At 69.1% G+C, this 26,706-nt stretch carries 26 protein-coding genes; 15 read left to right on the top strand and 11 right to left on the bottom strand.

What is annotated here, in order from left to right:
* Positions 1–76: 76 nt before the first annotated feature.
* Positions 77–1,462 (bottom strand): PP2C family protein-serine/threonine phosphatase, encoded by a 1,386-nt coding sequence (locus tag ABZV40_RS14855; RefSeq protein ID WP_355440449.1) that lies wholly within the window; start codon positions 1,460–1,462, stop codon positions 77–79.
* 131 nt (positions 1,463–1,593) lie between these two features.
* On the opposite strand from ABZV40_RS14855, the gene ABZV40_RS14850 reads away from it, so the two are divergent.
* The gene (locus ABZV40_RS14850; RefSeq protein ID WP_355440446.1) at positions 1,594–5,742 is read left to right on the top strand and encodes a HAMP domain-containing protein; all 4,149 of its coding nucleotides are present in this window, start codon (positions 1,594–1,596) and stop codon (positions 5,740–5,742) included.
* Here the strand turns inward: ABZV40_RS14850 and ABZV40_RS14845 are convergent.
* Positions 5,715–6,083, bottom strand: coding sequence for an STAS domain-containing protein (locus tag ABZV40_RS14845; RefSeq protein ID WP_355440443.1), 369 nt, complete (start codon positions 6,081–6,083; stop codon positions 5,715–5,717). The genes ABZV40_RS14850 and ABZV40_RS14845 overlap by 28 nt on opposite strands.
* A gap of 95 nt (positions 6,084–6,178) precedes the next feature.
* On the opposite strand from ABZV40_RS14845, the gene ABZV40_RS14840 reads away from it, so the two are divergent.
* Entirely contained in the window at positions 6,179–6,574 is a 396-nt protein-coding gene (locus tag ABZV40_RS14840) for an ATP-binding protein (protein WP_355440440.1), read from the top strand.
* Positions 6,575–6,593: 19 nt separating this feature from the next.
* Entirely contained in the window at positions 6,594–6,824 is a 231-nt protein-coding gene (locus tag ABZV40_RS14835; protein WP_355440437.1) for a DUF6480 family protein, read from the top strand.
* A 103-nt stretch (positions 6,825–6,927) separates the two neighbouring features.
* On the opposite strand, the gene ABZV40_RS14830 is transcribed toward ABZV40_RS14835, so the two are convergent.
* The gene (locus ABZV40_RS14830) at positions 6,928–7,158 is read right to left on the bottom strand and encodes a hypothetical protein (RefSeq protein ID WP_355440434.1); all 231 of its coding nucleotides are present in this window, start codon (positions 7,156–7,158) and stop codon (positions 6,928–6,930) included.
* Between the two features lie 127 nt (positions 7,159–7,285).
* On the opposite strand from ABZV40_RS14830, the gene ABZV40_RS14825 reads away from it, so the two are divergent.
* Entirely contained in the window at positions 7,286–7,636 is a 351-nt protein-coding gene (locus ABZV40_RS14825) for an STAS domain-containing protein (protein WP_355440431.1), read from the top strand.
* Positions 7,637–7,639: 3 nt separating this feature from the next.
* Here the strand turns inward: ABZV40_RS14825 and ABZV40_RS14820 are convergent, their stop codons facing one another.
* Positions 7,640–8,524 (bottom strand): exopolyphosphatase, encoded by an 885-nt coding sequence (locus tag ABZV40_RS14820; protein WP_355440428.1) that lies wholly within the window; start codon positions 8,522–8,524, stop codon positions 7,640–7,642.
* 109 nt (positions 8,525–8,633) lie between these two features.
* On the opposite strand from ABZV40_RS14820, the gene ABZV40_RS14815 reads away from it, so the two are divergent.
* From ABZV40_RS14815 to ABZV40_RS14805, 3 genes are all read left to right on the top strand, one after another.
* Positions 8,634–9,617, top strand: a complete 984-nt coding sequence (locus ABZV40_RS14815; protein ID WP_355440425.1) for an alkaline phosphatase family protein — start codon at positions 8,634–8,636, stop codon at positions 9,615–9,617.
* Positions 9,618–9,702: 85 nt separating this feature from the next.
* Positions 9,703–10,617, top strand: coding sequence for a GNAT family N-acetyltransferase (locus ABZV40_RS14810; RefSeq protein WP_355440422.1), 915 nt, complete (start codon positions 9,703–9,705; stop codon positions 10,615–10,617).
* Positions 10,618–10,779: 162 nt separating this feature from the next.
* Positions 10,780–11,919: a glucuronyl hydrolase gene (locus tag ABZV40_RS14805; RefSeq protein WP_355440635.1), complete on the top strand. Its 1,140-nt coding sequence runs from the start codon at positions 10,780–10,782 to the stop codon at positions 11,917–11,919.
* A gap of 58 nt (positions 11,920–11,977) precedes the next feature.
* Here the strand turns inward: ABZV40_RS14805 and ABZV40_RS14800 are convergent, their stop codons facing one another.
* Complete coding sequence (locus ABZV40_RS14800; protein ID WP_355440419.1) at positions 11,978–12,163, bottom strand: hypothetical protein; 186 nt, start codon at positions 12,161–12,163, stop codon at positions 11,978–11,980.
* A gap of 139 nt (positions 12,164–12,302) precedes the next feature.
* On the opposite strand from ABZV40_RS14800, the gene ABZV40_RS14795 reads away from it, so the two are divergent.
* From ABZV40_RS14795 to ABZV40_RS14765, 7 genes are all read left to right on the top strand, one after another.
* Positions 12,303–12,521 (top strand): hypothetical protein, encoded by a 219-nt coding sequence (locus tag ABZV40_RS14795; RefSeq protein WP_355440416.1) that lies wholly within the window; start codon positions 12,303–12,305, stop codon positions 12,519–12,521.
* 6 nt (positions 12,522–12,527) lie between these two features.
* Positions 12,528–13,193: a response regulator transcription factor gene (locus tag ABZV40_RS14790; RefSeq protein ID WP_355440413.1), complete on the top strand. Its 666-nt coding sequence runs from the start codon at positions 12,528–12,530 to the stop codon at positions 13,191–13,193.
* Positions 13,190–14,470, top strand: coding sequence for a HAMP domain-containing sensor histidine kinase (locus ABZV40_RS14785; protein WP_355440410.1), 1,281 nt, complete (start codon positions 13,190–13,192; stop codon positions 14,468–14,470). Before ABZV40_RS14790 ends, ABZV40_RS14785 begins: the two co-directional genes overlap by 4 nt.
* A gap of 436 nt (positions 14,471–14,906) precedes the next feature.
* Positions 14,907–15,518, top strand: coding sequence for a DUF4360 domain-containing protein (locus tag ABZV40_RS14780; protein ID WP_355440407.1), 612 nt, complete (start codon positions 14,907–14,909; stop codon positions 15,516–15,518).
* 200 nt (positions 15,519–15,718) lie between these two features.
* Entirely contained in the window at positions 15,719–16,231 is a 513-nt protein-coding gene (locus ABZV40_RS14775) for an ATP-binding protein (protein ID WP_355440404.1), read from the top strand.
* Positions 16,232–16,637: 406 nt separating this feature from the next.
* Positions 16,638–17,267 carry a DUF4360 domain-containing protein gene (locus ABZV40_RS14770; RefSeq protein WP_355440401.1) on the top strand — a complete coding sequence of 210 codons (630 nt, stop codon included), beginning with the start codon at positions 16,638–16,640 and terminating at the stop codon, positions 17,265–17,267.
* A 175-nt stretch (positions 17,268–17,442) separates the two neighbouring features.
* Complete coding sequence (locus ABZV40_RS14765; protein WP_355440398.1) at positions 17,443–18,105, top strand: HAD-IA family hydrolase; 663 nt, start codon at positions 17,443–17,445, stop codon at positions 18,103–18,105.
* Here ABZV40_RS14765 and ABZV40_RS14760 read toward each other — a convergent pair.
* The 3 genes from ABZV40_RS14760 to ABZV40_RS14750 all read right to left on the bottom strand — a co-directional run bounded on the left by ABZV40_RS14760 (position 18,064) and on the right by ABZV40_RS14750 (position 20,858).
* Entirely contained in the window at positions 18,064–18,891 is an 828-nt protein-coding gene (locus ABZV40_RS14760; protein WP_355440395.1) for an extensin family protein, read from the bottom strand. The two genes, ABZV40_RS14765 and ABZV40_RS14760, sit on opposite strands and share 42 nt — an antisense overlap.
* Before the next feature lie 111 nt (positions 18,892–19,002).
* Positions 19,003–19,509: a helix-turn-helix domain-containing protein gene (locus tag ABZV40_RS14755; RefSeq protein WP_355440392.1), complete on the bottom strand. Its 507-nt coding sequence runs from the start codon at positions 19,507–19,509 to the stop codon at positions 19,003–19,005.
* A gap of 53 nt (positions 19,510–19,562) precedes the next feature.
* A complete protein-coding gene (locus ABZV40_RS14750; protein ID WP_355440390.1) occupies positions 19,563–20,858 on the bottom strand; it encodes an NAD(P)/FAD-dependent oxidoreductase in 1,296 nt (431 codons plus the stop codon).
* A 151-nt stretch (positions 20,859–21,009) separates the two neighbouring features.
* On the opposite strand from ABZV40_RS14750, the gene ABZV40_RS14745 reads away from it, so the two are divergent.
* Positions 21,010–22,488 carry an FAD-dependent oxidoreductase gene (locus tag ABZV40_RS14745; RefSeq protein ID WP_355440387.1) on the top strand — a complete coding sequence of 493 codons (1,479 nt, stop codon included), beginning with the start codon at positions 21,010–21,012 and terminating at the stop codon, positions 22,486–22,488.
* A gap of 82 nt (positions 22,489–22,570) precedes the next feature.
* Here the strand turns inward: ABZV40_RS14745 and paaZ are convergent, their stop codons facing one another.
* From paaZ to ABZV40_RS14730, 3 genes are all read right to left on the bottom strand, one after another.
* Positions 22,571–24,604, bottom strand: a complete 2,034-nt coding sequence (gene paaZ / locus ABZV40_RS14740) for a phenylacetic acid degradation bifunctional protein PaaZ (protein ID WP_355440384.1) — start codon at positions 24,602–24,604, stop codon at positions 22,571–22,573.
* A 64-nt stretch (positions 24,605–24,668) separates the two neighbouring features.
* Positions 24,669–25,844 carry a hypothetical protein gene (locus ABZV40_RS14735; RefSeq protein ID WP_355440382.1) on the bottom strand — a complete coding sequence of 392 codons (1,176 nt, stop codon included), beginning with the start codon at positions 25,842–25,844 and terminating at the stop codon, positions 24,669–24,671.
* A gap of 18 nt (positions 25,845–25,862) precedes the next feature.
* Complete coding sequence (locus tag ABZV40_RS14730) at positions 25,863–26,678, bottom strand: SDR family NAD(P)-dependent oxidoreductase (protein WP_355440379.1); 816 nt, start codon at positions 26,676–26,678, stop codon at positions 25,863–25,865.
* Between the last annotated feature and the right edge of the window lie 28 nt (positions 26,679–26,706).

The raw sequence follows: 26,706 nt of genomic DNA, 5'->3' as shown, positions 1-26,706 counted from the left end.
GCTTGCCCGCCCTATACAAACGCGGGGCACGTCTTCCCCCCCCCCAAAACCGACAGCGGCAAGCGGCCTTCGCCGATCACACGGCCTGGACGGACAGCAACGCCAGGTCGTCGTGGTCGTCGCGGTCCAGCCACTTCAGCACGGCGTCCTCGCAGTGCCGCGCGATCTCCTCCGCCGACATCCCCTTGCACTCCTTGAGCACGGCCCGCAGCCGCTGCTCGCCGAACAGCTCCGTGCGGTCGGCGTGCGCGCGGGCCTCGGTGAAACCGTCGGAGTACAGCACCAGCGTGTCGCCGGGGGCGAGCGTCACCTGCTCGCCGTGGAACCGGACGTCGGACAGGATGCCGACGATCGCCCCGACCGCGCTGACCTCGTGCACCGACCCGTCGGCGCGCAGGACCAGCGGCGCCGGATGCCCGCCGGACGCGAGCGACAGCCGCACTCCCCCGTCCGGCAACGGCACCAGCTCGCCGACGACGATCGTGGTGAAGAGCTTCGAACCGGTGGCGCGCAACGAGGTGTTCAGCAGGTGCAGCAACCGCACCGGGTTCGTCTCGACGAGCGACAGGGCCTGCAGCGACTGCCGCACCCGTCCACTGTGGACGGCGGCTTCGAGGCCGTGGCCGCAGACGTCGCCGAGCGCGAACGTCGCCGAGCCGTCCGTGCGCGGGTGCACGTCGTAGAAGTCGCCGCCCACCAACGCGCGCTGGTGGGCCGGGATGAACACCGACCCCATCGACACGCCGCGCAGCTCGGGCAGCGGCAACGGCAGCAGCGCCGAGCGCAGCACGTCGATCATCCGCTGCTGTTCGGTGAGCCGGGACGCAGACTCCAGCGCCACCGCCGCGTGCTTGCCGAACAACCGGACGCGCTCGACGTCGTTCGGCGCGAAGTCACCGCGCCGCAGCACGACCAGCGCGCCGCCGACGCCGAGCGGCACGGCCAGCGCGCAGCCGAAGTCGTCGGGTACACCCCAGCTGCCATCCCCCAAAGAGGTGATCCTCGTCAACGTTGACGTGCCCGTCAGCACCTCGGAGAGCACCGAGGCCCGGCGCGGTGTGCGGATGACCGTGGGTTCACCGCCGCCGCAGCGCCACCACTCCAGGCGGTCGCGGGTGGCCGGCACGACGGCGACGCAGTGCTCCCCCAGCAGCTCCGCGGCGAGCTGCACGATGGTCTTCAGCGTGTCCTGCCGCGAGGTGCCGCCCGCCAGCCGCAGGTGGGCGTGGTCGAGCGCGGAGTCCGTGAAGTACCAGGCACTCCAACCCTCGCCGAGGTCGTGCTGCCGCCCGGCCAAGTGCACGTCGAAGTGCTCGCCCGGGCACAGCCGGGGGAACCGGTCGGCGGCCGCGGCGTTGCGCACGCGCACCACTCCGGCCGGGTCCACGACGAAGACGGCTTCGCGCAGCCCGTCCACCAGGCGCTGCCAGCCGTCCAGGTCGATGTCCACGGCGCTGCTCATCCGCCGCAGTCCTGTGGCCGGGTCATCACGGCCTCCTGCGGGTAGTTGGCGTGCATCGCGGCATCAAGTTACCTCGCTCCCAACCTAACGTGGCAGGCTTGGCTGCGACCACCGAGGCACGGAGGCTTGGAGTGACCACGGCCAACGAAGAGACGGACGCGACCCTCGAGAGGGTTCTCTCGGCGATGAGAGACCTGCGTGACGGCAACTTCCGCCGCAGGCTCGTGGTGCCGGGGAACGGGCCGGTGTCGGCGCTCGCGGACGTGTTCAACGAGATCGCGGAGCGCAACCAGTGGCTCGCCGGTGAGCTCGGCCGGGTCCGCCAGGCGGTCGGCCAGGAGGGAAGACTGACCGAACGGGTGGCGCCCGCGGGTGCCGCCGGTGGCTGGTCGCTGATCGCGGACTCGGTGAACGGCCTGGTCGAGGACCTGATGCGGCCGACGACCGAGCTGAGCCGCGTGCTCGCCGCCGTCGCCGAGGGCGACCTGACCAAGCGCATGTCGGACCAGACGCTGCGCGGTGAGTTCGCCACGCTCGGGTCCACGGTGAACGGGCTGGTCGACCAGCTGTCGTCCTTCGCCGACGAGGTCACGCGCGTGGCCCGCGAGGTCGGCACGGACGGCCGCCTGGGCGGTCAGGCGAAGGTGCCGGGGGTCGCCGGCACCTGGCGCGACCTGACCGACAACGTCAACTCGATGGCGAACAACCTGACCAACCAGGTCCGCAACATCGCCCAGGTCGCGACCGCGGTGGCCAACGGCGACCTGACCCAGAAGATCACGGTCGACGTCTCCGGCGAGATGCTGGAGCTCAAGAACACGCTGAACACGATGGTCGACCAGCTCAGCTCGTTCGCCGACGAGGTCACCCGCGTCGCCCGCGAGGTCGGCACCGACGGCAAGCTCGGCGGCCAGGCGAAGGTGCCCGGCGTCGGCGGCACGTGGCGCGACCTCACCGACAACGTCAACTTCATGGCGGAGAACCTCACCACGCAGGTCCGCAACATCGCCCAGGTCACCACGGCGGTGGCGCAGGGCGACCTGACCCAGAAGATCACCGTCGACGCCCGCGGCGAGATCCTCGAGCTCAAGTCCACCATCAACACGATGGTCGACCAGCTCTCCTCGTTCGCCGACGAGGTCACCCGCGTCGCCCGCGAGGTCGGTTCGGACGGCCGGCTGGGCGGTCAGGCGCAGGTGCCCGGCGTGGCCGGCACCTGGCGCGACCTGACCGACTCGGTGAACGTCATGGCGAACAACCTGACGACCCAGGTCCGCAACATCGCCCAGGTCACCACCGCCGTCGCGCGCGGCGACCTGACCCAGAAGATCACCGTCGACGCCCGCGGCGAGATCCTCGAACTGAAAACCACGATCAACACGATGGTCGACCAGCTCTCCTCGTTCGCCGAGGAGGTCACCCGCGTCGCCCGCGAGGTCGGCACCGACGGCAGGCTGGGCGGTCAGGCGCAGGTGCCCGGCGTGGCCGGCACCTGGCGCGACCTCACCGACAACGTCAACTTCATGGCGAACAACCTGACCAACCAGGTCCGCAACATCGCCCACGTGGCGACGGCGGTGGCCAACGGCGACCTGTCGCAGAAGATCACCGTCGACGCGCGCGGCGAGATCCTCGAGCTGAAGTCCACCTTGAACACGATGGTGGACCAGCTGTCGTCGTTCGCCGAGGAGGTCACCCGCGTCGCCCGCGAGGTCGGCACGGACGGCCGGCTGGGCGGCCAGGCCCGCGTGCAGGGCGTCGCCGGCACGTGGAAGGACCTGACCGAGAACGTCAACCTGATGGCGGACAACCTGACCAACCAGGTCCGCAACATCGCCGCCGTCGCCACCGCCGTCGCGAGCGGCGACCTCTCGAAGAAGATCACCGTCGAGGCGAAGGGCGAGGTCGCGGCCCTCGCCGAGACGCTGAACGGCATGGTCGACACGCTGCGCGCGTTCGGTGACGAGGTCACCCGCGTCGCCCGCGAGGTCGGCACCGAGGGCATCCTGGGCGGCCAGGCCCGCGTGTCCGGCGTGGCGGGCACGTGGAAGGACCTCACCGACTCGGTGAACTTCATGGCGGACAACCTGACCAACCAGGTCCGCAACATCGCCCAGGTCACCACGGCGGTGGCGCAGGGCGACCTGACGAAGAAGATCGACGTCTCGGCCCGCGGCGAGATCCTGGAGCTCAAGACCACCATCAACACGATGGTCGACCAGCTGTCGTCGTTCGCCGACGAGGTCACCCGCGTCGCCCGCGAGGTCGGCACCGAGGGCAAGCTCGGCGGTCAGGCCGAGGTCGACGGCGTGGCGGGCACGTGGTCGAAGCTGACCGACAACGTGAACCAGCTGGCGTCGAACCTGACCACCCAGGTCCGCGCGATCGCGGCCGTCGCCACCGCGGTGACCGCGGGTGACCTGACCAGGCAGATCACGGTCGACGCGTCCGGCGAGCTCGCCGAGCTCAAGGACAACGTCAACCAGATGATCGCGAACCTGAAGGAGACGACCCGCGCGAACCGCGAGCAGTACTGGTTGAAGACCAACCTGGCGCGGCTCTCGGGTCTGATGCAGGGTCACCGCGACCTGCGCGCACTGGCGTCGTTGATCATGAGCGAGCTGACGCCGCTGGTCAGCGCCCACCACGGCGCGTTCTTCCAGGTCCAGGAGGACGACGACGCCAAGCAGACGCTGGAGCTCACGGCGTCCTACGGCTTCCGCATCGACGCCGCCCGCGCCACTCGCCTGGCCATGGGCGAGTCGCTGGTCGGGCAGTCCGCGCTGGAGAAGAAGACGATCCTGGTCACCGACGTGCCCGGCGGTTACCTGACCGTCTCGTCCGCTTTGGGCGAATCGGCGCCGGTCAACCTGGTGATCCTGCCGATCCTGTTCCAGGGCGAGACGCTGGGCGTGATCGAGCTGGCCTCGCTGAACGAGTTCTCCGACGTGCACCTCGACCTCCTCGACCAGCTCAAGGAGGCCATCGGCGTCAACGTGAACACGATGCTCGCCAACTCCCGCACCGACGCCCTGCTGGTCGAGTCCCAGCGCCTCACCGCGGAGCTGAGGGCCGGTTCGGAGGAGCTGGAGGACCGCGCGCGCCAGCTGCAGACCGCGTCGAAGTACAAGTCGGAGTTCATGGCGAACATGTCGCACGAGCTGCGCACGCCGTTGAACTCGCTGCTCATCCTGGCCAAGCTGCTCGCGGACAACCTCGACGGCAACCTCAACGCCAAGCAGGTGGAGTTCGCCCGCACGATCCACTCGTCCGGCTCCGACCTGCTGCAGCTGATCAACGACATCCTCGACCTGACCAAGGTCGAGGCCGGTCACATGACGGTGCACGAGGACCCGGTGCGGGTGGACGAGCTGGTCCGCTACGTCGAGACGCTGTGCCTGCCGCTGACCGCCGAGAAGAACCTGGAGTTCTCGGTCCGGGTCGACCCGGACGTGCCGGAGACGCTGCGCACCGACGAGCACCGCCTGCAGCAGATCCTGCGCAACCTGCTCTCCAACGCCGTCAAGTTCACCCACGACGGCGGCATCCGCCTGCACGTGCGCATGGACGACCCGTCCACGGTGGCGTTCGACGTGCACGACACGGGCATCGGCATCCCGGCCGAGAAGCTCGCCGTCATCTTCGAGGCGTTCCAGCAGGCCGACGGCACGACGTCGCGCAAGTACGGCGGCACGGGCCTGGGCCTGTCGATCAGCCGCGAGCTGGCCCAGCTGCTCAACGGCGCGCTGCGGGTGCGGTCGGAGCCGGGCATCGGTTCGACGTTCACGCTGTGCCTGCCGCTGGGCAAGGTCGTCACGGACGCCTTCGTCGTGCCGGAACCCACCCCGATCGTCACGCCCGCCCCGGTGCTCGCGGCGTCCGGCACGATCCGGTTCCACGGCGAGAAGGTCCTGGTCGTGGACGACGACCTGCGCAACGTCTTCGCGCTGACGAGCGTGCTGGAGCTGCACGGGCTCGAAGCCATCTACGCGGACAACGGCATCACGGGCGTGCGCGCGCTGGAGCAGTACGACGACGTGGCCATCGTGCTGATGGACATCATGATGCCCGAGCTGGACGGCAACGCGACGATCTCGGCCATCCGCGCGATGGAGCGCTACGCGGACCTGCCGGTGATCGCCGTCACCGCCAAGGCGATGAAGGGCGACCGGGAGAAGTCACTGGCGTCCGGCGCCACGGACTACGTGACCAAGCCCGTGGACACCGAGCACCTGATCAGGCTGATCGCCTACTACCTGGGGGTGTCGGCGGAGGCCTGAACGGCGGCGTCCACCGTCTCGTGCAGGTTCAGCACGCCGGTGACGTCCGCGAGGTCGAACAGCCGCCTGACCGGCGGCTGGGTGGCCGCGATCCGCAGCTGCCCGCCGGCGTCGGCGAGCTTGCGGTGCCACTCCAGCACCAGGGCCAGTCCGGTCGAGTCCATGAACTGCAGACCGGACAGGTCCAGCACGGCGTGCGCGCCGGTCACGTCGGCGTCCAGCCGTGCCGCCAGCACAGGGACGGTGTCGATGTCCAGCTCACCGGCGACGGCGAGCACGCGCCACCCCTGCTGGACCTCGCTGCCGACGTTGAGCTCCATCGTCGCCGTTCCTTCCGCCACGCCCGACTCGTGCGACCCAAATCGTGCAGCACGGTGGCAAGGCATGCGACCACCGGGGGGCTGAAAGATCCGAACGGGGGTCCGGATGTGCGACGATGCGCCTTGTGCTGAACGACCCACTGGCTGAGGTGCGGGTGACCCTGTCCGCGGAGGGCGGGTCGTGCGCTCGCGCACGTCAGGTGGTGCGCGACGCCGCCTCCTCGTGGGAACTGCCCGAAGACCTGGCGGACGACGCGCAGCTCGTCGTCACGGAACTGGTGTCGAACGGCATCGACCACGGTGAGGGCTTGATCACATTGACCGTGAGCCGCAGACCCGGCGGCATGCTCGTCGAGGTGCACGACGAGTCGGCGAAACAGCCTCAGCTCAGACCCGTGGACCCGAACTCGGCGCGCGGCCGCGGCATGCAGCTCGTGCAGGCGCTGAGCGCGCGCTGGGGGACGAAACCGGACGGACGGGGCAAAGTCGTGTGGGCCGAGTTGGAAGGCTGAGAACGGGTATCTGACCCGTATGACAGCCACACCGCCCGATCCCGACCCGAAGAACACTCCTGGCCTGGAGCCCGGTGGCGGGGTGCGGCCAGGAGACACCCCGCCCGAGTCCGGGCAGACCTCAGGTCTTTCGCATCGTGAACCCAGTCCGCCCAAGGCGGCCACGGGACGCGTCGTGATCGCGCTGATCCTCGTGGCCGCCGCGTTGGTGGCCGCGATGCTGCTGACCCAGGCGTTCCTGCTGCGCTGAACGGGCAGCCGGACGTCGCGTTCGCAACTCGCCGTCCGGTGAGGTGGATGAAGGGCGCCTTCCTCCACCTGGCGTGGATGAAGGCGCCCTTCATCCACGTGACTTACTTGGCCAGACGGGACGCGAGCAGCGCCTTGCCCTGCTCGGCGCCCTTCTGGCTCTCGTTCTGCGCCTTGCGGAAGAACTCCGCGAGCTCGGTGTCACCGTCGCGCTCCGCGTCGGAGATGTAGGTCTCCAGCCGCAGCGCGTTGTCCAGACACGCCTCCGTGAACCAGAGGATGTTGTAGTCCTTGTCCTTCGTACCCGTGATCTGACCGGTTTCCGTGGTCGACACGGTTCCTCCTCGTCTGTCAGGGGTTTTTGGGGTCACTCGGCGTGTACCCGGCGTGGCCTGGCGAAAACCGGCTCGGCTTGTGGTGCCGCACCGAAGGCGCGTACGGTCGGTGCGGACGGGAGTCCTAATGAACCAACTTCGCCAGAGAACTACCTACGTCCAGTCCATTCCGATCGTCGCGATCACCGGCGAGATCGACATGATGTCGTCGCGGCCGGTGACGAACAACCTCGCCCAGCTGCTCGACCGCAAGCCGCCCGCGTTGGTCATCGATCTGCGGGAAGTGCGGTTCTTCGGGTCGGAGGGCATCCGCACGCTCGTGGAGGCCCAGGCCCAGGCCGACGAGCTCGGCGTCAAGTTCGGCGTCGTCAGCGACACGCGAGCTGTGTTGCGCCCCTTGGCAATGACGGCCGTCGACCAGTTGCTGCTGTTGTTCGACGACGTCGACGACGCCGTCACCGCGCTGAGCGGCTGCTAGCGCTCAGGCCGCCGATTCGCGCCTGCCGCGCGAACGCTCCACCAGGTCCAGCAGCAGACCCTCTTTGGTGGACCACGGCGAAATGTCCACGACGTCGTGTCCCGCGACCCGCATCAGCGCTTCCGCGACCACCGCGCCCGCCAACGACTGCTGGGCCCGGTGGCGGGAGATCCCCGGCAGCGCGGCGCGTTCGCGCACCGACAGCTTCGCCAGTCGCGGGATCCACTTCTCCAGGTCCTTGAGCCTCAGCTGCCGCGGCACGTACGTTCCGGTGCGCGCTCCGGCGAGCCGGGCCAGTTGCTCGAACACCTTCGAGCAGCCGACGGCGCGAGCGCTCTCACCGGGCGGGAAAGCCTTCGCGATCTTGTGCAGGACCTCGGCGCGCATGTCCTGCACGGTCAGTCCCGCTCGGGTCAAAGTCCTTGCCCCCAAAGGCAACGAGATCGCGCGGTCCGGTTCCGCGCCGGAGCCGGAAGCCAGCTCCACGGTGCCGCCGCCGACGTCGAGCACGACCATCGGGCCCGCGCTCCAGCCGAACCAGTGCCGGGCCGCCGTGTAGGAGTACCGCGCTTCTTCCTTGCCGGACAACACTTTGAGCTCGACGCCGGTGCGTCTGTGCACCTTGCGCATCACCTCGTCGGCGTTCGCGCTGTCCCGCACGGACGATGTCGCGAAGGGCAGGAAGGGCACGTCGCCGGCCGTCTTCCGCGCGGCCAGCACGGCAGCGCACAGCGACTCGATGCCGTGACGGCTGATGGCCCCCTTGGCATCCAGCTCGCGGTCCAGCCGCAGCCGGACCTTGTGGGACACCAGCGGACGCATCAGGTCGCGTTCCACGACGACCAGGTGAGCGCTGAAGCACCCGACGTCCAGAACACCGACCGACATCCGCCACCTTCCTTCTCTCAAGGTCCCTTTACTTCATCGGTCACCATTGTGCGAGTCTTTGCACCCGATCAGGGCAACTTCGCGTAATGAGATGCGTTACAGTTCCCCGATGTCCTTGGCAGAGATCCCTTCCCGGCTCGACCACGCGGTGAAATCGGCGAACCGCGGCGTAATAGTCCTGGCCGTGGACGGGCTCTCATCGGACGTGGCCGAACAATCCTGGCTCTCGGCCTCCGTTTCCACGCTTTCCTCCACCGTGCCGTCCACGTCCGCTACGGCGTGGCTGACCGCGTTGACCGGTGTCCCGGCCGACGTCCACCGCGTGCCGGGAACGGTGTACCGCAACGGGTCCGGGCTCGTGCACGCCGTCAACGGCACGCCCGCGATCCCGGAGCTGCCGACCGTCCTGCAACGGCACGGCGCCACCGCGCTGGCCCGCGAACTCGACCTGCTGGAGGGGACCTGGGCCCAGGCCCTCCTGCGAGGATGCACCCGGATACCCGCGCCGCCCCGGCACAAACTCACCGCTCAGGCGGAGGATCCGCCGCTGCTCGTCGCCAACGTCGTGGCCGACCTGGACAAGGCGCTGCCGGACTCGCGGTTCCTCTGGACCTACGTCAACATCGACGACCACGTGCACCGGCACGGCTACGACGAGTCCGTGCACGAGGCCATGCTGCGGCTCGACGCGCACGCTTCCCGTTGGGCCGCAGAGGGTTGGACGGTCGTGGCGCACTCCGACCACGGCCTGGTGCCCGTCGATCCCGACCCGGACCTCGTCGAGGCCTGGGAGGCGATCGTGCGCGAGGAGTGCGAAATCCCGTCCGGCGGCGCGGGCCGGCTGCGCTGGCTCTACCCGAAGCAGGACCGGCTGGAGGCCGTTTTCGACCGCGTGGCAACGACTCTGGGCACCACGGCGACCGTGCACCACGCGGCCGACCTCGGGCTGCCGCAGCCGGAGACCGGTCCGGTCGTGGCGGTGGCGGCGTCACCGCGGTTCCCGGTCCCGGACCCGTCGGTGGCCTACGAGCACGGCGGTCTGAGCCCGGAGGAGATCAACGTTCCCTGGGCGGTCTGGCAGACCGTAGAGTGAGCGGGTGCGCGTCGAATTTTCGAACTCCATAAGAGAAATCGATGCTGCCGATTGGGATTTCGTGGTCCGCGAGAGCGGTGCTCCGGTGTTTTACGAACACGCGTACCTCCGCGCGTACGAACAGACGCCGCTGACGGACATCGACGCGTTCGCCTATTTCGTCGTGCGGGACGGCGAGAAACCCGTCGCGGTGACGCCCGCCTACCTCCAGACGGCCGCGGATCCGTTGCACTGTCTCTACACGGCCTATCCGGAGGCACGCGACCAGCCCGCGCTGCTGAGCCACACCTGGCACTGCTACGACGCGCACGTGCCGGCCACGACCGAGGTCCTGCCGCGACTGCTGGACGCGATGGTCAGGACCGCCTCGGTCTTCCGGGCGCGGTGGTGCGGGTTCGTGAACGTCCAGCGCGGCAGCGCGCTTTCGCAGTCGCTGCGGGCGAACGGGCTGCCCGCGCGGCACCTGCTCGACAGGTGGACCGCGGACCTGGGCGGGGTCACCGACTACGAGCACTACCTCGCGCGGCTGAACCAGCGCGCGAGAGCGAACCTCAGGCGCAACGAGCGAAGATCGCGGGAAGCCGGTGTCACGATCGACGTGGTCGGGGTCGAGCACGCCGCGCTCGACGAGTTCCTGCTGCTGTGCACCAAGACCGCGTCCCGCTTCGAGAACAACGGCTTCCACCCCGACCTGACCTTCGCCGCGTTCGTGCGCGGGCTCGGCGACCTCGCGCACGTGATCGAGGTCCGGCAGCACGACAAGCTCGTCGCGGCCGGCGTCTGCCTCACCGACTCCACCCGCTTCCACACGTGGACGTGCGGCATCGACTACGCGGTCGACGGCAACTACAGCCCGTACGGCGTCCTTTTCGCCGAGTCGGTGAAACTCGCGGTCCGCCTCGGCAAGCGCGTGCTGGAAGGCGGCCTCGGCAACGGGGTCTTCAACCGGCGTCACGGCCTGAGCCCGCGCCCTCTCGACGCCGCGCTGATCCGCACCTGAAACACCATTCGCGGCGAATTGTTCATCCTTGTGAATCATTGTCAGAATGCGACTCCTTCTGGCAGGGTGACGCCGGGCGCAAGGACACGAAAGGGACTGGACGGTCTCGTGAACCTGTCTCGACGCACCCTGCTGGCGTCTGCCGCCGCCACTCCTCTGGTCATGGGAACCGGTACCGCGAAAGCCGGTGTCTCCCCCGCGAAGCTCCGCGGCGCGCTCGACCACGGCATCGCCAGGCTGAAAGCGGTCGCACCGGGCATCACGTCGTTCCCGGAGATCACCCGGTTCGAGAAGTGGACCTACGTCGCCGACGGCGGCTGGGTCGGCGGTTTCTGGCCGGGCACGCTGTGGCTCGCGCACCTCGACAGCGGCGACGCCCAGTTCCGCGCGCTCGCCGAGGCCGCGAACGACCGGCTGGCGCCGCGCCGGCTCGACCCGCGCGACCACGACCTGGGGTTCCTGTTCTACCCGTCGTGGGTGACCGCGTACCGGCTCACCGGCGACGCGAAGTGGCGTGACGGCGCGGTCGACGCGGCGAACACGCTGATCCTGCGCTGGAACGCGGCCGGCAGGTTCATCCGCGCGTGGGGCAAGCTCGGCACGCCGGCCAACGCGGGCCGCGTGATCATGGACACGATGATGAACCTGGACCTGCTCGCGTTCGCCACCGAGCAGACCGGTGACCGCAAGTTCCTCGACATCGCGATCGCCCACGCCAGGACCACCCGGGCGAACTTCCTGCGCGCGGACGGCTCGACGCCGCACGTGTTCGACTTCGACCCCGGCACGGGCGCGCCGATCGGCCCGAACACCGTGCAGGGCTACAGCCCGACCTCGTGCTGGTCACGCGGCCAGGCGTGGGGCATCTACGGCTTCACGACGATGTACCGCCGCACGGGCCTGCGGGAGTTCCGTGACACCGCACGCAAGATGGCCGACTACGCGCTGTCCGTGCTGACACCCGACCACGTGCCGGTGTGGGACTACCGTTCCCCGTTGGGCGCCAACGACGTCAAGGACTCGTCCGCCGGCGCGATCATGGCGTGCGGCCTGCTCGACCTGGCCAAGGCGACCGGCTCGGACCGCTACCGCGAACACGCGCTGAAGATCCTCGACGGCCTGGCCAGCACGTGCCTCACCACCAATTCCACCCGCGCCGAAGCGATCCTGGCCCGCGGCACCCGCAACCGCCCGTCGGAAGACGGCGTGGAAGTCTCCCTCCCCTACGGCGACTACTACCTCTTCGAGGCCATCCTCCGCGTCCTCAAGCCCACCCAGCTCGCCAAGGCCATCGCCCTCTGAGGTCGATGATGGGCGCCTTCATCCACGTCAGGTCGATGAAGGCGCCCATCATCGAGCACTACTTCTCGATGACGCGGGCGGTCGGGCCGTCGGACCAGGTGGCTTCGAGGCGGGAGAGGCGGCCCGCGGTGGTGCGGAAGTTGACGACCAGCGGGCCGCCGGGCTGTTCGACGGCGACCGACCAGCCGTCGGCCGGGGTGGCCGACAGGGCCTCCACGCCCTGCGTGCGGTAGCGCACGACCACGTCGCCGCCCCGCAGGTGGAAGGCGTGGACGTAGGAGCCGTCCGCCTGCCATTCCCCCTCCTGGAGTTGAGCCGGGGACGCGCCTCCATCCGTACTACTGGGAGGAGCCGGAACAGACGAGCTGACCACAGGAGGCCTGGTGGACGACGAGGGCGTGACGGGCGGCGTGCTGATCGACGTGACGGTCGGCATCGGCAACACACCACCTGGCCCCGTCGTGGCCTCCACAGCGGCGACGGGCGCCGGTTCCATGGCCGAGCGGATGCCGAACCACGACAGGCCGACGGCGACCGCGGTCACCACCGCCCAGGCGAGCAGGTATCCGACCGACCGTCTCACCGCGACGACCCTCCTGTAGCGACTCATGGCATCAGTGCTGCTGGTCGAGGACGACCCGGTGGTGCGAGCGGCGATCACGCGGGCTCTCACCGGCCAGGGCCACATCGTGCACGGTGTCGCGCTCGCGATCGAGGCTTTGCGCGAAGTCACCGCCAACACCTACGACGTCGTGGTGCTCGACCTCGGGCTGCCCGACCTCGACGGCGGTGACGCGCTGCGGATGATCCGGGGCGTCACGAACACCCCCGTGGTGATCGCGACCGCCCGCGACGACGAGGCGGAGATCATCCGCCTGCTCAACGCGGGCGCGGACGACTACCTCGTCAAACCGTTCTCCAGCGAGCACCTCGACGCGCGGCTGCAGGCCGTGCTCCGCAGGGCGCGCGACCGCAGGCAGCTCGTCGTCGGCGGCCTGGAGATCGACACCAGCCTCCGCAGGGCCACTGTGGACGGACGCGAGCTCTCGTTGACGCACAAGGAGTTCGAACTGCTCTCGTACCTCGCGGCCCGCTCGGGCGAGGTCGTGCCGCGCGCGGAGATCCTCGCGAACCTGTGGCCGTCCACCCGCGACGACCAGACGCTCGACGTCCACCTGTCGTGGCTGCGCCGCAAGCTCGGCGAACGGGCCGCGCAGCCGCGTTACCTGCACACGGTGCGCGGGGTCGGCGTGCGTCTGGTCGCACCGAGATGAGGCGGTCACTGGTGCTGGTCGCTCTCGCGGCGACCAGCATGGTGGCGCTGGCCTTCCTGATCCCGCTCGCGATCGTCGTCAAGACCTCGGCGTACCAGCGCGCGCTCAGCGAGGCGGAGAAGCAGGCCAACGCGCTCACCCCGGCGTTGCTGATCACCCGCAAGCCGCAGGAGATCCGGCAGGCGATCAGGAGCACCCGCTACGGCGGCCAGCAGCGGCTGGCCGTGCACGTCAGCGCGCCCTCCGCCACGTACGGCACCTCGCACATCACCGCGGCCAACCTGCAGGACGCGCAGAACCTCGCGACGGCGTCCACGCTCGAGCGGCCCGACGGCGTGGTCTACCTGCAACCGCTGGCCACCAGCGCGAACGGGATCGTGATCGTCGAGGCGTTCGTGCCGCACGAGCAGCTGACCCACGGCGTGCTCGGCACGTGGTGGGCGCTCGCGGGTGTCGCGATCGGGCTCGTCGCCGTGTCGGTGCTGGTGGCCGACCGGCTCGGTGCGCGTGCGGTGAAAGCCACCCGCACGCTGGCGGAGGGCGCGCGGCGGATGGGCCACGGCGACCTCTCCGCCCGCGTGCAGGTGTTGGGACCGCCCGAGCTCAAGGAGGTCGGCAAGGCGTTCAACGCCATGGCCGAGCGCGTGCGCCACCTCGTCGCCGCCGAACGGGAAGTGGTCGCCGATCTCTCGCACCGCCTCAGAACGCCTCTCACAGCGCTGCTGCTGGACGCGGACACCCTCGGCAGGGGTCCGGGTGCGGATCGCGTCCGCGAGGCCGTCCAGGGCCTGGAGAGGGAGGTCGACGAGATCATCAAGGCGGCCCGGTCCGGCCTGGAGCCCGACACCACCGGCGTGGACGTGGCGGGCGTCGTGCGCGACCGGCTGGTGTTCTGGTCCGCGCTCGCCGACGACCAGGAACGGCCGTGGACGATCCGCGGCGCGGACAAGCCCGCGCACGTGCCGTTGGCCCGCACCGACCTCACAGCCGCGCTGGACTCGTTGCTGGGCAACGTCTTCCGGTACACGCCGGAGGGCACGCGGTTCGCCGTGACGCTGGTGCACCAGGCCGACCTGGTGGCGCTCGTGGTCGAGGACGCCGGTCCCGGCATCACCGACGTCGAGCACGCGTTGCAACGCGGCGCCAGCGGCGGTGGGTCGACCGGGCTGGGGCTCGACATCGCCCGCCGCGCCGCGGAAAGCACGGGTGGCTCTCTCCACGTCGACCGCGGGCCTCTGGGCGGGGCGCGCGTGCAAATGAGGCTCCGGAGGCTCTAGGACCCCTGGTGCGGGGCCGGAAAGAACACCGCCGGCGGCGCGGACCGTGGGACGGGTCCGACACCGCCGGCGGGCACCGGCCGGCTGCGCCGCACCGCTGCCGCACCACCGAGTTCCGAGCAGGAGGGAGGAACCCGATGAGCAGTGCGCGCTTGCCTTCCCACACCGGTGTAACGAGGTGGATCAGCCGGGGCTCTCGGCGCCAGGTGTGGGGACCGGCGTATTCAGGTGGTCCGTGTTGATCGTTTTTCGCGATCTGTCACGAAGTTAGCCGACCGCGTGCCGTCGCCAATCCACCGTTCAGACGATTAATCCGTTTTAAATATATTTAAGTTCGCCCGGTCGGCCGTCCGCCTCTTAAGTCTATTTAAGATAACGTCACCGTCACGCCGCCATCCCGATCCCCCGAAATGAAAGGCGCCTCATGCTCAGTGTGATGGCAGCTACGAGTTTGGCACTGTCGCTCCTCGTCGCCCCCGAGGCGCCGAGCACCGCGGATGTCGTTCCCCCCGGCGAAATCACCGTCGACGTCGTGACGGTCAACGGTTCCGGTTGCCCCGCCGGAACAGCCGCCGTCGCGGTCGCCGACGACAAGACGGCATTCACGGTCACCTACAGCGACTACACCGCGCAGGCCGGTTCCGGATCGGCCCCGACCGACTTCCGCAAGAACTGCCAGCTGAACCTTCGCGTGCACTACCCGCAGGGCTTCACCTTCGGGATCGCGAAGGCCGACTACCGCGGCTTCGCGTCGTTACCCAGAGGTGCGAAGGGTCAGCAACGCGCCAGTTACTACTTCTCCGGTTCGTCCTCGACTGGCACGAAGTCGCACGACATCCCCGGTCCCAAGGTCGACAACTGGCAGTTCACCGACTCGACCGAGGTCGCCGAGATCGTCTACGCGCCCTGCGGCATGGTGCGGAACCTCAACGTGAACACCGAGGTCCGCGCGTTCACGAACAGCTCGAACCAGCCGGCGTTCGTGTCCATGGACTCGACCGACGGCAGCGTCAACACCCGCTACCAGTTCGCCTGGAAGCGATGCTGACCCAAGTTGATCACGGAGCGCTCCCGGCGTTCTACCCAGCGTGAGCGCCGGGGCGTCTCGCCGTGACCCGGACGTGACTTTTGACGGGTGAGTCAACCAGGGCATTGCTTCCCGCGTATACCCATGTAGATTCCCGCTCACCGCGACGGCCATTCGGGTGACCGTCGATGGATCGCGCGCCGCACGCGAACGGAGGCTGCATGCCGGTGAACGCCCAGACTGCACAGGTCGACGACCTGACACTCATCGCGCTGCCCACCGCGGTGAACTGCGCAGATCTGTTCGTCCGCTTCACACTCGGCGAGTGGCGCCTGCGCAACATGGTGGACGACTGCTCCAGCGTCGCGTGTGCGCTCGTCGAAGCGGCGATCGAGTCCGCCGACCCCAAGACGTCGCGGCTGATCACGCTGCGCCTGCGGTTGAGCGGGGACTACCTGGTCGTCGAGCTCGAAGCGGCCCGCTTCACGATGCCGCCGACCTCCCCCGACCTGCGCACCGGCGAGCTGCAGCTCGGTGGCGGGGTCAAGCTGATCTGGTGCGAGCTGCCGCTGCCCACCGGCGTCAACGCGAACGCCGTGCCGCTGCCCCGGCGCGAGAAGCGCCGCTCCCCCGCGGCCGAGGCGCTGGGCGACGAGCCGGACGTCGATCCCGAGCTCATCCAGCGCATCCTCTTCGGCCTCGGCGGCTCGATGGGCGGCGGACCTCAGAGGTAGGGCACCGGTGTAGTTGCAGTTTCACCCGCAAGGGCGCGTCCGACCGTGGACGCGCCCTTGTCGCATCTGCGGGTTCACAATTGTGGACACTTCACCAATTGAGTTCCGCAGCCCAGACGGCGCCTCGCCCGTTCGCACCCTGTTACATTCTGCGCGGCGTTCCGACCATTGCGTTCCTGAATGGCGTTCTTTCGGTACGGACAGCAATTAACCGACGACGCTTCCGACCTGGCCATCAGTGCTGTGACCGATCGACCACAAATAGTGACAAATGGCTGGAGAACATTGACCCGGGACGACGCGATCCAATGTTGCTCTGGTTGGCGGACGTTCATTAACACCCTTTCCGATACGGTCTCGTATCACGCCGCCCGACATGTCCTGCACATTCGGAAAGGTGTGTACCATGATTGGTGCGTTGACTGCGGCCGCCCTGACTCTGTCCACCATCACCATTCCCCCGGCCGCAGATCCGCCTCCGACGGGCCAGATCACCATCGACGTCGTCACGGTCAACGGCTCCGGCTGCCGCCAGGGCTCGGCCGCCATCGCCGTCTCCCCCGACAACAAGGCTTTCACGGTCACCTACAGCGACTACCTGGCCCAGGTCGGCCCGCAGGCCAAGCCGACCGATTTCCGCAAGAACTGCCAGCTGAACCTCAAGGTCAACGTGCCGGGCGGGTTCACCTACGGAATCGCCCAGGCCGACTACAGAGGATTCGCCCAGCTGGAAAAGGGGGCGAGGGGCACGGTCAAGGCGAGCTACTACTTCCAGGGAATGTCGGACACCGATCAGCGGTCGAAGACCCTCAACGGCGCGATGAGCGACAACTGGCAAGTCACCCACAAGACCGATATCGCCTCCATCATCTACCACCCGTGCGGCGAGAAGCGGAACTTCAACATCAACACCGAGCTCCGCGTGGACAAGGGCACGTCGGATCCCAAGAAGACCAGCTTCATGGCCATGGACTCGACTGACGGCTCCATCGAGACGATCTACCAGTTCGCCTGGAAGAAGTGCCCGAAACCGTAGGTGAAAGCGTCACGAAGCAAGGCCGCCGGGCTCCTCGGTCTCTCGCCAGATGAGACCGAGGAGCCTCCTCGTTGTGTCGGCTCCACAAGGTCAAGTAGCCTGCGGCACAAGCGTCAATGCGTTTCTCTTGCTGGGGGGAATTCATGGGACCGATCGGCGCGGCGGTGGATCCGGAATGAATGTCGACACCGTGGTCTTCGACCTGGACGGGACCGTGGTGGACACGGTCACCGGAATCACGCACGCCGTGAACACCGCGTTGCGCTCATTCGGCCTGCCTGAAGTCGAGGACGACGAAACGCGGCGGTACGTCGGCCTGGGCGGCAAGGCGTTGGTGCGAGCGGCTCTGCAGAAGGCCGGAGCCCCGGAAGAGCTGGCTCCGGCGGTGCAGGAGGCGTACCTCACCGCGTACGCCGACGACCCGGGGCACCTGGCCCGGGCGTATCCGGGTGCCGAGGAACTGTTGCAGCGGCTCAGGGCACGCGGGGTGAGACTTGCGTTGTGCACCAACAAGTCCGGCCGGATCACGGGCGGGATGCTCGACGCGCTCGGCCTCGGCGAGGCGTTCGACGCGGTGGTGAGCGGTGATGAACTGCCCTACCGCAAACCGGATCCGCGGCACCTGCTCGACTCGGTCCGGCGCGCGGGCGGCACGGCCGCGCTGATGGTCGGTGACAGCATCAGCGACGTCCAGGCCGCCCGCGCGGCGGGCGCGCCCGTCGTCTGCGTGTCGTTCGGCTACGGAACCGCCGGTCTGGAACCGGATTCCTGGATCGACAGCTTCGACGACTTCGAGTCAGATGTTCTGGTTCGCGAAGCCCTTGGTCGCGATCTTTGACAGCATCGCCTGCCACACCGACGAGCTGGTGTGCGGGTCACCGGTCACGCCGAGCGCGGACTTGAGGCCGTTGAACGCGTTCTGCGTGTTGGTGCCCCAGATGCCGTCGATCGCCAGGCCCGCGGCGCGGAAGTTGTTGCACACGGCCTGCACGAACTTGGTGTCGGACTCGGAGTCCTTCAGCACGCGCACCGGCAGGCCGCCGAAGTCGGAGTGGATGTGGTCGTGGTGGTCGGCGTTGTACCAGCCGTCGAGCACGTAGCGGAACCGGCGGCGGCACACGGCCTCGGTCGCCAGGTAGCGCTTGCGGATCGCCGCGTTGGTCGAGGCGTGCGCCTGGTCGAGCGGCGAGATGGTGTTGCCGCCGGACCAGCGCACGTGGTCGAGGTCCATGGCGGTGCCGGCGCCGTGCTGGCCGGGCTTGTCGACGTAGAAACCGGCGGAGACGATGTAGCTGATCGAGCCGTAGCTCGACGACAGTGAGCGCAGGTCCCGGATCCACGCCACGAGCGCGTTGTAGAACGCGTCGGTGCACTGCCAGTTCCGCGGGGTCGTGTTGCCGCGGTCGGACCGCCAGTAGTAGACCGGCGTGCCGTCGATCTTCTGGAACGTCATCATCGCCAGCGCGCCGGCCTCGGCCGCCCGGATCTCCGGCTCGGTGTGCTGATCGGCGAGCTTCGGGTCGGCCGCGGCCAGTCCCGGAGCGATGGTGGACAGGCCGGCGAGACCGGCGACGGCCGCCGCACCCGTGACGAAACCGCGCCTGGTGACGTCTTTCTCGAACACCTCGAACACCCCAGTTCTCCCTCTGCGTTCTTGCGGTGCGAGGGAGTCTAGGGATCACACCCAACCCGGGGAATCCACGCTGACCTGCGGTTTTCCTTTGTCTTTACCCGCTCACGCCCCTGCCGGGCCCAGTTGGTAGCCCTGGTTCCACAGGGTCTTGATGACCAGGCCGAGCGGAGCGATCCGGCGCCGCAACCGCATGATGTGCAGGTGCAGCGCGTTGCTGGTGTCGCCGTCCTTGGTGGGCAGGCAGCGCAGCAGGTCCTCGCGCGAGGTGAGCGCGCGGAAGCGTCTCAGCAGCTCGGCGACCAGCGCCCGTTCGGTCGGTGAGAGCACCACGGAACGCGAACGGAAGCGCAGGATGCCGGACATGTCCAGCTCCGGCACGGCGTAACGGGCCGCGCGGGCGCGCAGCATCGCGATGCGCACGGCGAGGTCCTGCTGCGGCACCGGCGCGCGGACCCAGTCCTCCCGCATGTCCGTGAGGACGGGCGCGGGCACGTTCTTCTCCAGCACCAGCAGGCACAACGTCCCGCTGCGCTGGCACGCCTCCCGTGCCGCCGCGTCCACCGGCCACCGCACGACCTCGACGGGCAGTTGGTTCACCAGGTTCGACATTCCGTCCACTTCCGCCCCGTGGCTTCGGCTTTCGTGGACGCTAGCCGCGCCTGCTATTTCCGCTCTATCGCATGCATCGGCTCAAGGATGATCGGCTGCGCGCGGCGGCCCGTGACGATGTTCCAGCCCCACTGCGCGAGCACCGCGGCCCGGTTGCGCCACCCGACCAGGAACGTGATGTGCACGAGCGCCCACGCCACCTTGCCGACGAGACCCTTCAGCCGCAGCTTCTTGATGTCCGCAACGGCGTCACCAGGTGAAATGGTCGCCATCGTGCCCAGGTCGAGGTACTTGAACGGCTTGGCCTCCCGCCCGTTCAGCCGTGCCTTGATCACACGGGCGACGTGGTGGCCCTCCTGGATGGCGGGTTCGGCGATACCGGGCAGGTCGTTCAGGTTCACCATGTCGCCGATCGCGAAGACCTCGCGGGTCACGGAACAGTCCGAGGGATTCACCAGAATCCGGCCCTTGCGGTCGACCTCGGCCCCGCACGCCTCCGCGAGCTCGCGCGCCAGCGGCGACGCCTGCACGCCCGCCGCCCAGATGATCGTCCGGGCCTCGACCCGGTCGCCGTCCTTGGTGGTGATGCCGGTGTCGTCGATCGACTCGGCCATCGCACCGGTCAGCACCGTGACGCCGAGCTGTTCGAGCTTGCGCCGGGTGTGGTCGCGCAGCGGCGCGGAGAACGGGGGCAGCACGTACGGCGCGGCGTCCAGCAGCGTGATCCGGATGTCTCGCGGGTCGATCTCCCGGAACTGCCCCTTCAACGCCCGGCGCGCCAGGTCCGCGAGCTGCCCCGCCAGCTCCACCCCGGTCGGTCCGGCGCCGACCACCGCGAACGACAGCCACTGCTTCGGGTCACCGGCCGCCACCGCGGTCTCGAACGCCCGCAGCAACCTCGACCGCAGGTCGACGGCCTGCTCCAGGGTCTTCATCGGCGGCGCGGCACCGGCCCACTCGTCGTGCCCGAAGTAGCTGTCACGCGCCCCCGCCGCGACGACCAGCGTGTCGTACCCGACCGTGCGCGACGTCCCGTCCGGCAGGTCGACGTGGACCTGCCGGTTCTGCGCGTCGAACCCGGTCACCTCACCCAGCAGCACTTTCGCGTTGCGCTGCTTGCGCAGGACCGCGCGGAACGCCGGCGCGATGTCTCCTGCCGGCAGCAACGCCGTGGCCACCTGGTAGAGCAACGGCTGGAACAGGTGGTGGTTCGTGCGGTCGATCAGCGTGACCTCGACGTTCGCGCGCTTGAGGCCGCGCACGACGTTCAGGCCGCCGAACCCGCCACCGACTACGACTACTCGGTGCGTACCCATGCCGATCGCATACCCGCTGGCTCCGATCGCCATGCCCCCGCTTGCGGTCTGGCCGCGCCCCGTGGTGGATGAAGGGCGCCTTCATCGACCACAGTTGGATGAAGGCGCCCTTCATCGACCGCGACGAGCGGCCGGAGGCGCGCCGCGCTCGCATACCCACTCCGCACGCCGGGTATCCGCGACCATGACCACCACCGCTGACCAGTCGCTCTGGCTCTCCGCCCTGCCCGAGCACCCACGCCCGCCGTTGACCGGCAAGCACACCTACGACGTGGCCGTGGTCGGCGGTGGCATCACCGGCCTCACGACCGCTCTGCTGCTCAAGCGTCGCGGCCTGAAGGTCGTGGTGCTCGAAGCCGATCGCGTGGCCTCGGGCGTGTCCGGCAACAACACCGCCAAGGTCACCGCCCTGCAGTCCACTGTGTACTCCCAGATCCGGCGCGCCCACGGTCTCGCCGCCGCCACCGACTACGCCACCGCGTCCCAGTCCGCCGTCGCCCAGGTGGCGAGCCTCGTCGAGCTCGAAGGCATCGACTGCGACCTGCGCCGCGCCCCCGCCGTCACCTACGCCTACACCGAGGCCGAGGTGCGCGACGTCGACCACGAGCTGATCACCGCCCGCCAGGTCGGGCTGCCGGTGCGGGCGAGCGTCGACGTCGACCTGCCGTTCGAGGTGCACGCCGCGATCCGGCTGGACGACCAGCTCACCCTGCACCCGGTGAAGTACCTGCTGGGCCTGGCGGCCGCGATCGACGGAGACGGCAGCGCGGTCCGCGAGCACAGCCGCGTGCTGGACGTGAGCGGCACCCGTCTGTCCACTGCGGACGGTCAGGTGGAGGCCAACCAGATCGTGATCGCCACCCACTTCCCCACCCTGGACCGCGGCCTGTACTTCGCGCGCATGGAGCTCACCCGCGCCTACTGCATCGCCGCACGCGTCGCGAACCCGCCGCGGTCGCTCGCGATCAGCACCGGCAGCCCGTCGTGGTCCATCGCCGCGCACGGCGACAAGCTCATCCTGGCCGGGCAGAGCCACGCGACCGGGCAGCCCGCGGTGGAACCGTTCCGGCGGCTGGAGGACTTCGCCCGCAGGCACTGGCAGGTCGAGGAGGTCACGCACCGCTGGTCGGCGCAGGACCCGACCTCGTACGACCACCTGCCGATGATCGGCGGCTACACGCCGGGCAGCACCACCATGTTCACCGCCACCGGGTACATGAAGTGGGGCCTGACCAGCGGCACGTTCGCGGCCTCCCTGCTCGCGGACCTGGTGACCGGCAAGCCGAACGACCTCGCGGAGCGGTTCAGCCCGCACCGGTTCTCGCTGAAGTCGCTGCCGGAGCTGGTGCGCAAGAACGCCGAGGTGGCGGCCGAGTTCGTCGGCGACCGGGTGCTGCCCGCCGACGCCACGTCCAGCGAGAACCTGCCGCCCGGCCAGGCTCACGTGGTGCGCGACGGCCTCGGCAAGATGGGCGTCTACCGCGACGACGAGGGGCATCTGCACGCGGTGTCGATGCGCTGCACGCACCTCGGGTGCCTGGTGCGGTTCAACGCCGCGGAGCGCAGCTGGGACTGCCCGTGCCACGGGTCGCGGTTCGACGTGGACGGCGAGGTGCTGGAGGGACCGGCGACCCGGCCCCTCCCGAAGCGCGAACCGCGTTAGTGCTGTGACGAGCAACCAGTGTTGATCTTTATGAACGGCGCTTTCATCCACCTCAGGTGGACAAATGCGCCGTTCATAAAGATCAGCTAGTCCCTTGGCCCTTGGCGACCAGCGTGAGCACGTCGTAGCGAGCGACCGACTCGCCCTTCTGGTTCACCACGTCGGCGTCCCAGCGGACCTCGCCGTAGTCCTGGTCCTCGCGCGGCGTGATCTGCTTGACCGTCAACGTCACCGTGAGCGTGTCGCCGGGGAACGTCGGCGTGAGGAACCGCAGGTTCTCCAGGCCGTAGTTCGCCAGCACCGGACCGGGCTCCGGCGACACGAACAGGCCCGCCGCGAACGACACCACCAGGTAGCCGTGCGCGACCCGGCCGCCGAAGAACGGGTTCGCCGCGGCGGCTTCTTCATCCATGTGCGCGTAGAACGTGTCACCGGTGAACTCCGCGAAGTGCTCGATGTCCTCCAGCGTCACCTCACGCGGCCCCGCGACGACCGTGTCACCGAGCCGCAGTTCGGCCAGCGTCTTGCGGAACGGGTGCACCGAGTCGTCGCGGCGGGGGGCGCCGGCGACCCAGCGGTTCGTGACGGCGGCCAGCGTGCGGGGGCTGCCCTGCACGGCCGTGCGCTGCATGTGGTGCAGCACGCCGCGCATGCCGCCCATCTCCTCGCCGCCACCGGCCCGGCCGGGTCCGCCGTGCACCAGCATCGGCAGCGGTGAGCCGTGTCCGGTGGACTCGCCGGCGTCCTCGCGGTCCAGCACCAGCAACCGGCCGTGCCACGGCGCCACGCCGATCACGACGTCGCGCACGAAGTCGGTGTCGGCGGAGACGATCGAGCCGACCAGCGAACCGGAACCGCGCGCCGCCAGCGTCACCGCGTCGTCGACCGACGAGTACGGCAGCAACGTCGACACCGGTCCGAACGCCTCGACCTCGTGCGGCTGCACGGCGTCGGCGGGCGCACGCAGCAGCATCGGCGACATGAACGCGCCGCGCTCGGCATCAGCGTCCACAAGGGACAGCGGGCCGTCGCCGTAGACGACCGAAGCGTTCTCCTGCAACGCCTTGAGCGACCGCCGGACCTCCTCGCGCTGCTCCAGACCGGCCAGCGCGCCCATCTTCACCGACTTGTCGGCCGGGTTGCCGATCACGACCTCGGCCAGCCGGGCGGACGTCGCCTCGGCCACCGCGTCCATCAGCTCGGCAGGCACCAGCGCACGCCGGATCGCGGTGCACTTCTGCCCCGCCTTGGTCGTCATCTCGGTCACCAGCTGTCCGACGAAGAGGTCGAACTCCGGCGTGCCCGGACGGGCGTCCGGGCCGAGGATCGAGCAGTTCAGCGAGTCCGCCTCGGCGTTGAACCGCACCGACGACCGGATCACGGCCTGGTGCGTGCGCAGGTGCTGCGCGGTGGAGGCGGACCCGGTGAAGCCCACGAGGTCCTGCGGCGTCAGGTGGTCCAGCAGGTCACCGGCCGAGCCGCAGACGAGCTGCAGGGAACCCTCGGGCAGCAGCCCGGAGGCGAGCATCAGCTCGACCAGCTTCTCGGTCACGTACGCCGTCTGCGAGGCGGGCTTGACCAGCGACGGCACGCCGGCGATGAACGCGGGCGCGAACTTCTCCAACGGCCCCCACATGGGGAAGTTGAAGGCGTTGATCTGCACCGCGACCCCGCGAAGAGGCGTGCAGATGTGCTGACCGGCGAACGTGCCGCCACGGCCCAACGGCTCCACGGCGCCGTCGACGAACACGCGATCGTTCGGCAGCTCGCGCTTGGCCTTGGACGCGTACCCGAGCAGCACTCCGAAGCCGCCGTCGACGTCGATCCACGAGTCGGACTTGGTCGCACCCGTGCGCGCGGACAGCGCGTACAGCTCGGCCTTGTGCTCCTTGAGGTACAGCCCCAGCGCCTTCAGCAGCTGTGCGCGCTGGTGGAACGTGAGCTCGCGCAACGCGGGCCCGCCGACCTCGCGGCCGTACCGCAGCGCCGCGCCCATGTCGATGCCCGCGGACGAGATCCGCGCGATCTCCTCACCCGTGACGGCGTCGTGCAACGGCGCACCCTCGGCGTCCGGCGTGTGCCACCGACCCGAGACGTAACTGCGCAGCAAGCTCATCGAGCCAACCCTTCTCGCGCTGGGCCGGCGGGTCCGCGCCGACCTCGTTCCCGCACCGTAGCAGTCAGACCCGCACGCGCCCTCTGACCTCCAGGTACACCGCGCGGACCTCCAGCGTGCGCTCGACCTTCTCCAGCACGGGCGCGAAGAACCGCTGCCGGTGCTCGGTGTCGCTCATCGAGGTCACCGAGAAGTACATGCTGCCGAACGCCGCGAACAGCGTCGCGTTGCGCAACATCGCCGACGGCACACCGGGGAACACCGACATGTTCGCGGGCGCCCCGATCCACTGCTCGGCGATGGCGGGCGTGACGACGATCAGGCCCAGCAGCACGAAGAACGCGAACAGCGCGAGCCCGATCACCGCCGCCTGCACGAGCTGGCGGATCGCGAGCATCACCAGCAGGTTGCGCAGCTGCCGTCCGTTCAACCGCTTGGGCGGCAACGGTTCCGCGAGCTCGATCCCGGCCAGCGGCGTGCCCTTGCAGGCGACCGCCAGCACCTCCGGGCGCAGGTCCTGCTCGACCCTGCCGATCTCGTCACGCAGGCGGGCGGCGGCCGCGAGCACGGTGATCGCGACGAACATCAGCACGATCAGCGACACCCGCGGCCACCTCAGCTGGTTCATCGCCTGCCACAGCTCACCGGTGAAGAACAGGAACAGCGTCACGAACAGCATCGGCGGCAGGGCCCTGCCGAGCAGGTGCACGCTGTTGCGCAGGTCGGCGATCACGTGCCGGATGGCGGCCTTCAGCAGCGCGCCCAGGCCGTAGGTGGTGGCCAGCATGGTCGCCACGAAGGCCAGGCCGAAGAAGGCGACGAACCACAGCGGGACGACCCACCAGTCGTGCGGGTCAGCTCCAGGCGTGATGATGTCGTCGTTGACCACGTACTGCAGCAGCGGCACGATCACCGGCATCGCCGCGTACGCCACCAGCAGCACGACGGTCGTCTGGCGGGAGAAGCTCGGCAGCCTCCGCACGAACACCGAAAGCAGGATCCACGCGGACACCACCACCGCGACGATCACGCCGAGCAGCACCCACTTCGACAGCCCGGTCGAGCGCAGCAGCACCAGCCACGCGAGGCTGCCGACCGCCACGAACGTCAGCGCGGGCAGCATCCGGGGCAGCACGTGCGAGCGGAAGCCGTAGCCCTCGATCATCGTCGGCGCGCCCTGCCGCACGAACCACTGCTCAGCGCGCCGCACCACCGCTGGGGAGACCACGGCGGAGATCATGCCCCAAAATGATCCAACTCAGTGTTCGAACAACCGCGCCATCACGCTGAAGTAGTGCGTCGGAGCGATCCGGGCGAGCGCGTCGAAAACGTACGCATCGGGCCCGACCAGGATGCGCGCCTTCCCCCGCTCGACCCCGCGGTGGATGATCTCCGCGGCTTTGTCGGCAGTGGTCAGCGCGACCTTGTCGAAGTCCTCGGCCATCTGTTCCAGCGACCGGCCGCGCTCCTCGGGGTCGGTGTGGATGCGGGCGTTGCGGACGATGTTGGTCTTGATGCCGCCGGGGTGCACGGTGACCGCGGAGACGCCGGTGCCGCGCAGCTCCTGGCGCAGCGCGTCGGTGAACCCGCGGACGGCGAACTTCGCGGCGCAGTACGCGCTGTTCCTCGGCATCCCGACCAGCCCGTACACGCTGGAGGTGTTCACGATGACGCCGTAGTTCCGCTTGACCAGCAACGGCAGGAACGCCCGCGTGCCGTTGACCACGCCCCAGTAGTTGATGTCGAACAGCCAGGAGTCGTCCTCGGGCCGTGAGTTCAGCACGGTCGTGGACGTGGCAACGCCCGCGTTGTTGAACACGGCCGCGATCGGCAGGTCCAGCCAGTCCTGGACCTCGTCGGCGAGCCGGTGCACGTCGTCGGCGTCCCGCACGTCGAGCACCCGGCTGAGCACCGGGCCGGGCAGCGACTTCGCGGTCTCCTCCAGCCCGGCCTCGTCGACGTCGGCGAGGACCACCGGTGAGCCGTGCCGGGACAGCCGCTGGGCGAGGCTGCGGCCGATTCCCGAGGCGGCCCCGGTGATCACTGCCGGGCGGCCGGCGATCTTTCGCACCATGTGACCAGTAGATCACCACGGGCAAGCG

The sequence above is a fragment of the Lentzea sp. NPDC004782 genome (genome assembly GCF_040609115.1).
In the GTDB taxonomy this organism is placed as follows: domain Bacteria; phylum Actinomycetota; class Actinomycetes; order Mycobacteriales; family Pseudonocardiaceae; genus Lentzea.
Note: the sequence above shows the minus strand (reverse complement) of the source record. Positions and strands in the feature narration are given on the sequence as shown.

Bases quoted from the DNA above. Each gene is read 5' to 3' on its own strand.
- ABZV40_RS14730 (WP_355440379.1), bottom strand. From the start codon at position 26,678: ATGGTGCGAAAGATCGCCGGCCGCCCGGCAGTGATCACCGGGGCCGCC.
- ABZV40_RS14745 (WP_355440387.1), top strand. From the start codon at position 21,010: ATGACCACCACCGCTGACCAGTCGCTCTGGCTCTCCGCCCTGCCCGAG.
- ABZV40_RS14785 (WP_355440410.1), top strand. From the start codon at position 13,190: ATGAGGCGGTCACTGGTGCTGGTCGCTCTCGCGGCGACCAGCATGGTG.
- ABZV40_RS14790 (WP_355440413.1), top strand. From the start codon at position 12,528: ATGGCATCAGTGCTGCTGGTCGAGGACGACCCGGTGGTGCGAGCGGCG.
- paaZ (WP_355440384.1), bottom strand. From the start codon at position 24,604: ATGAGCTTGCTGCGCAGTTACGTCTCGGGTCGGTGGCACACGCCGGAC.
- ABZV40_RS14855 (WP_355440449.1), bottom strand. From the start codon at position 1,462: ATGAGCAGCGCCGTGGACATCGACCTGGACGGCTGGCAGCGCCTGGTG.
- ABZV40_RS14815 (WP_355440425.1), top strand. From the start codon at position 8,634: ATGTCCTTGGCAGAGATCCCTTCCCGGCTCGACCACGCGGTGAAATCG.
- ABZV40_RS14775 (WP_355440404.1), top strand. From the start codon at position 15,719: ATGCCGGTGAACGCCCAGACTGCACAGGTCGACGACCTGACACTCATC.
- ABZV40_RS14805 (WP_355440635.1), top strand. From the start codon at position 10,780: ATGGGAACCGGTACCGCGAAAGCCGGTGTCTCCCCCGCGAAGCTCCGC.
- ABZV40_RS14825 (WP_355440431.1), top strand. From the start codon at position 7,286: ATGAACCAACTTCGCCAGAGAACTACCTACGTCCAGTCCATTCCGATC.
- ABZV40_RS14735 (WP_355440382.1), bottom strand. From the start codon at position 25,844: ATGATCTCCGCCGTGGTCTCCCCAGCGGTGGTGCGGCGCGCTGAGCAG.
- ABZV40_RS14770 (WP_355440401.1), top strand. From the start codon at position 16,638: ATGATTGGTGCGTTGACTGCGGCCGCCCTGACTCTGTCCACCATCACC.
- ABZV40_RS14835 (WP_355440437.1), top strand. From the start codon at position 6,594: ATGACAGCCACACCGCCCGATCCCGACCCGAAGAACACTCCTGGCCTG.
- ABZV40_RS14750 (WP_355440390.1), bottom strand. From the start codon at position 20,858: ATGGCGATCGGAGCCAGCGGGTATGCGATCGGCATGGGTACGCACCGA.
- ABZV40_RS14755 (WP_355440392.1), bottom strand. From the start codon at position 19,509: ATGTCGAACCTGGTGAACCAACTGCCCGTCGAGGTCGTGCGGTGGCCG.
- ABZV40_RS14765 (WP_355440398.1), top strand. From the start codon at position 17,443: ATGAATGTCGACACCGTGGTCTTCGACCTGGACGGGACCGTGGTGGAC.
- ABZV40_RS14820 (WP_355440428.1), bottom strand. From the start codon at position 8,524: ATGTCGGTCGGTGTTCTGGACGTCGGGTGCTTCAGCGCTCACCTGGTC.
- ABZV40_RS14780 (WP_355440407.1), top strand. From the start codon at position 14,907: ATGGCAGCTACGAGTTTGGCACTGTCGCTCCTCGTCGCCCCCGAGGCG.
- ABZV40_RS14840 (WP_355440440.1), top strand. From the start codon at position 6,179: ATGCGCCTTGTGCTGAACGACCCACTGGCTGAGGTGCGGGTGACCCTG.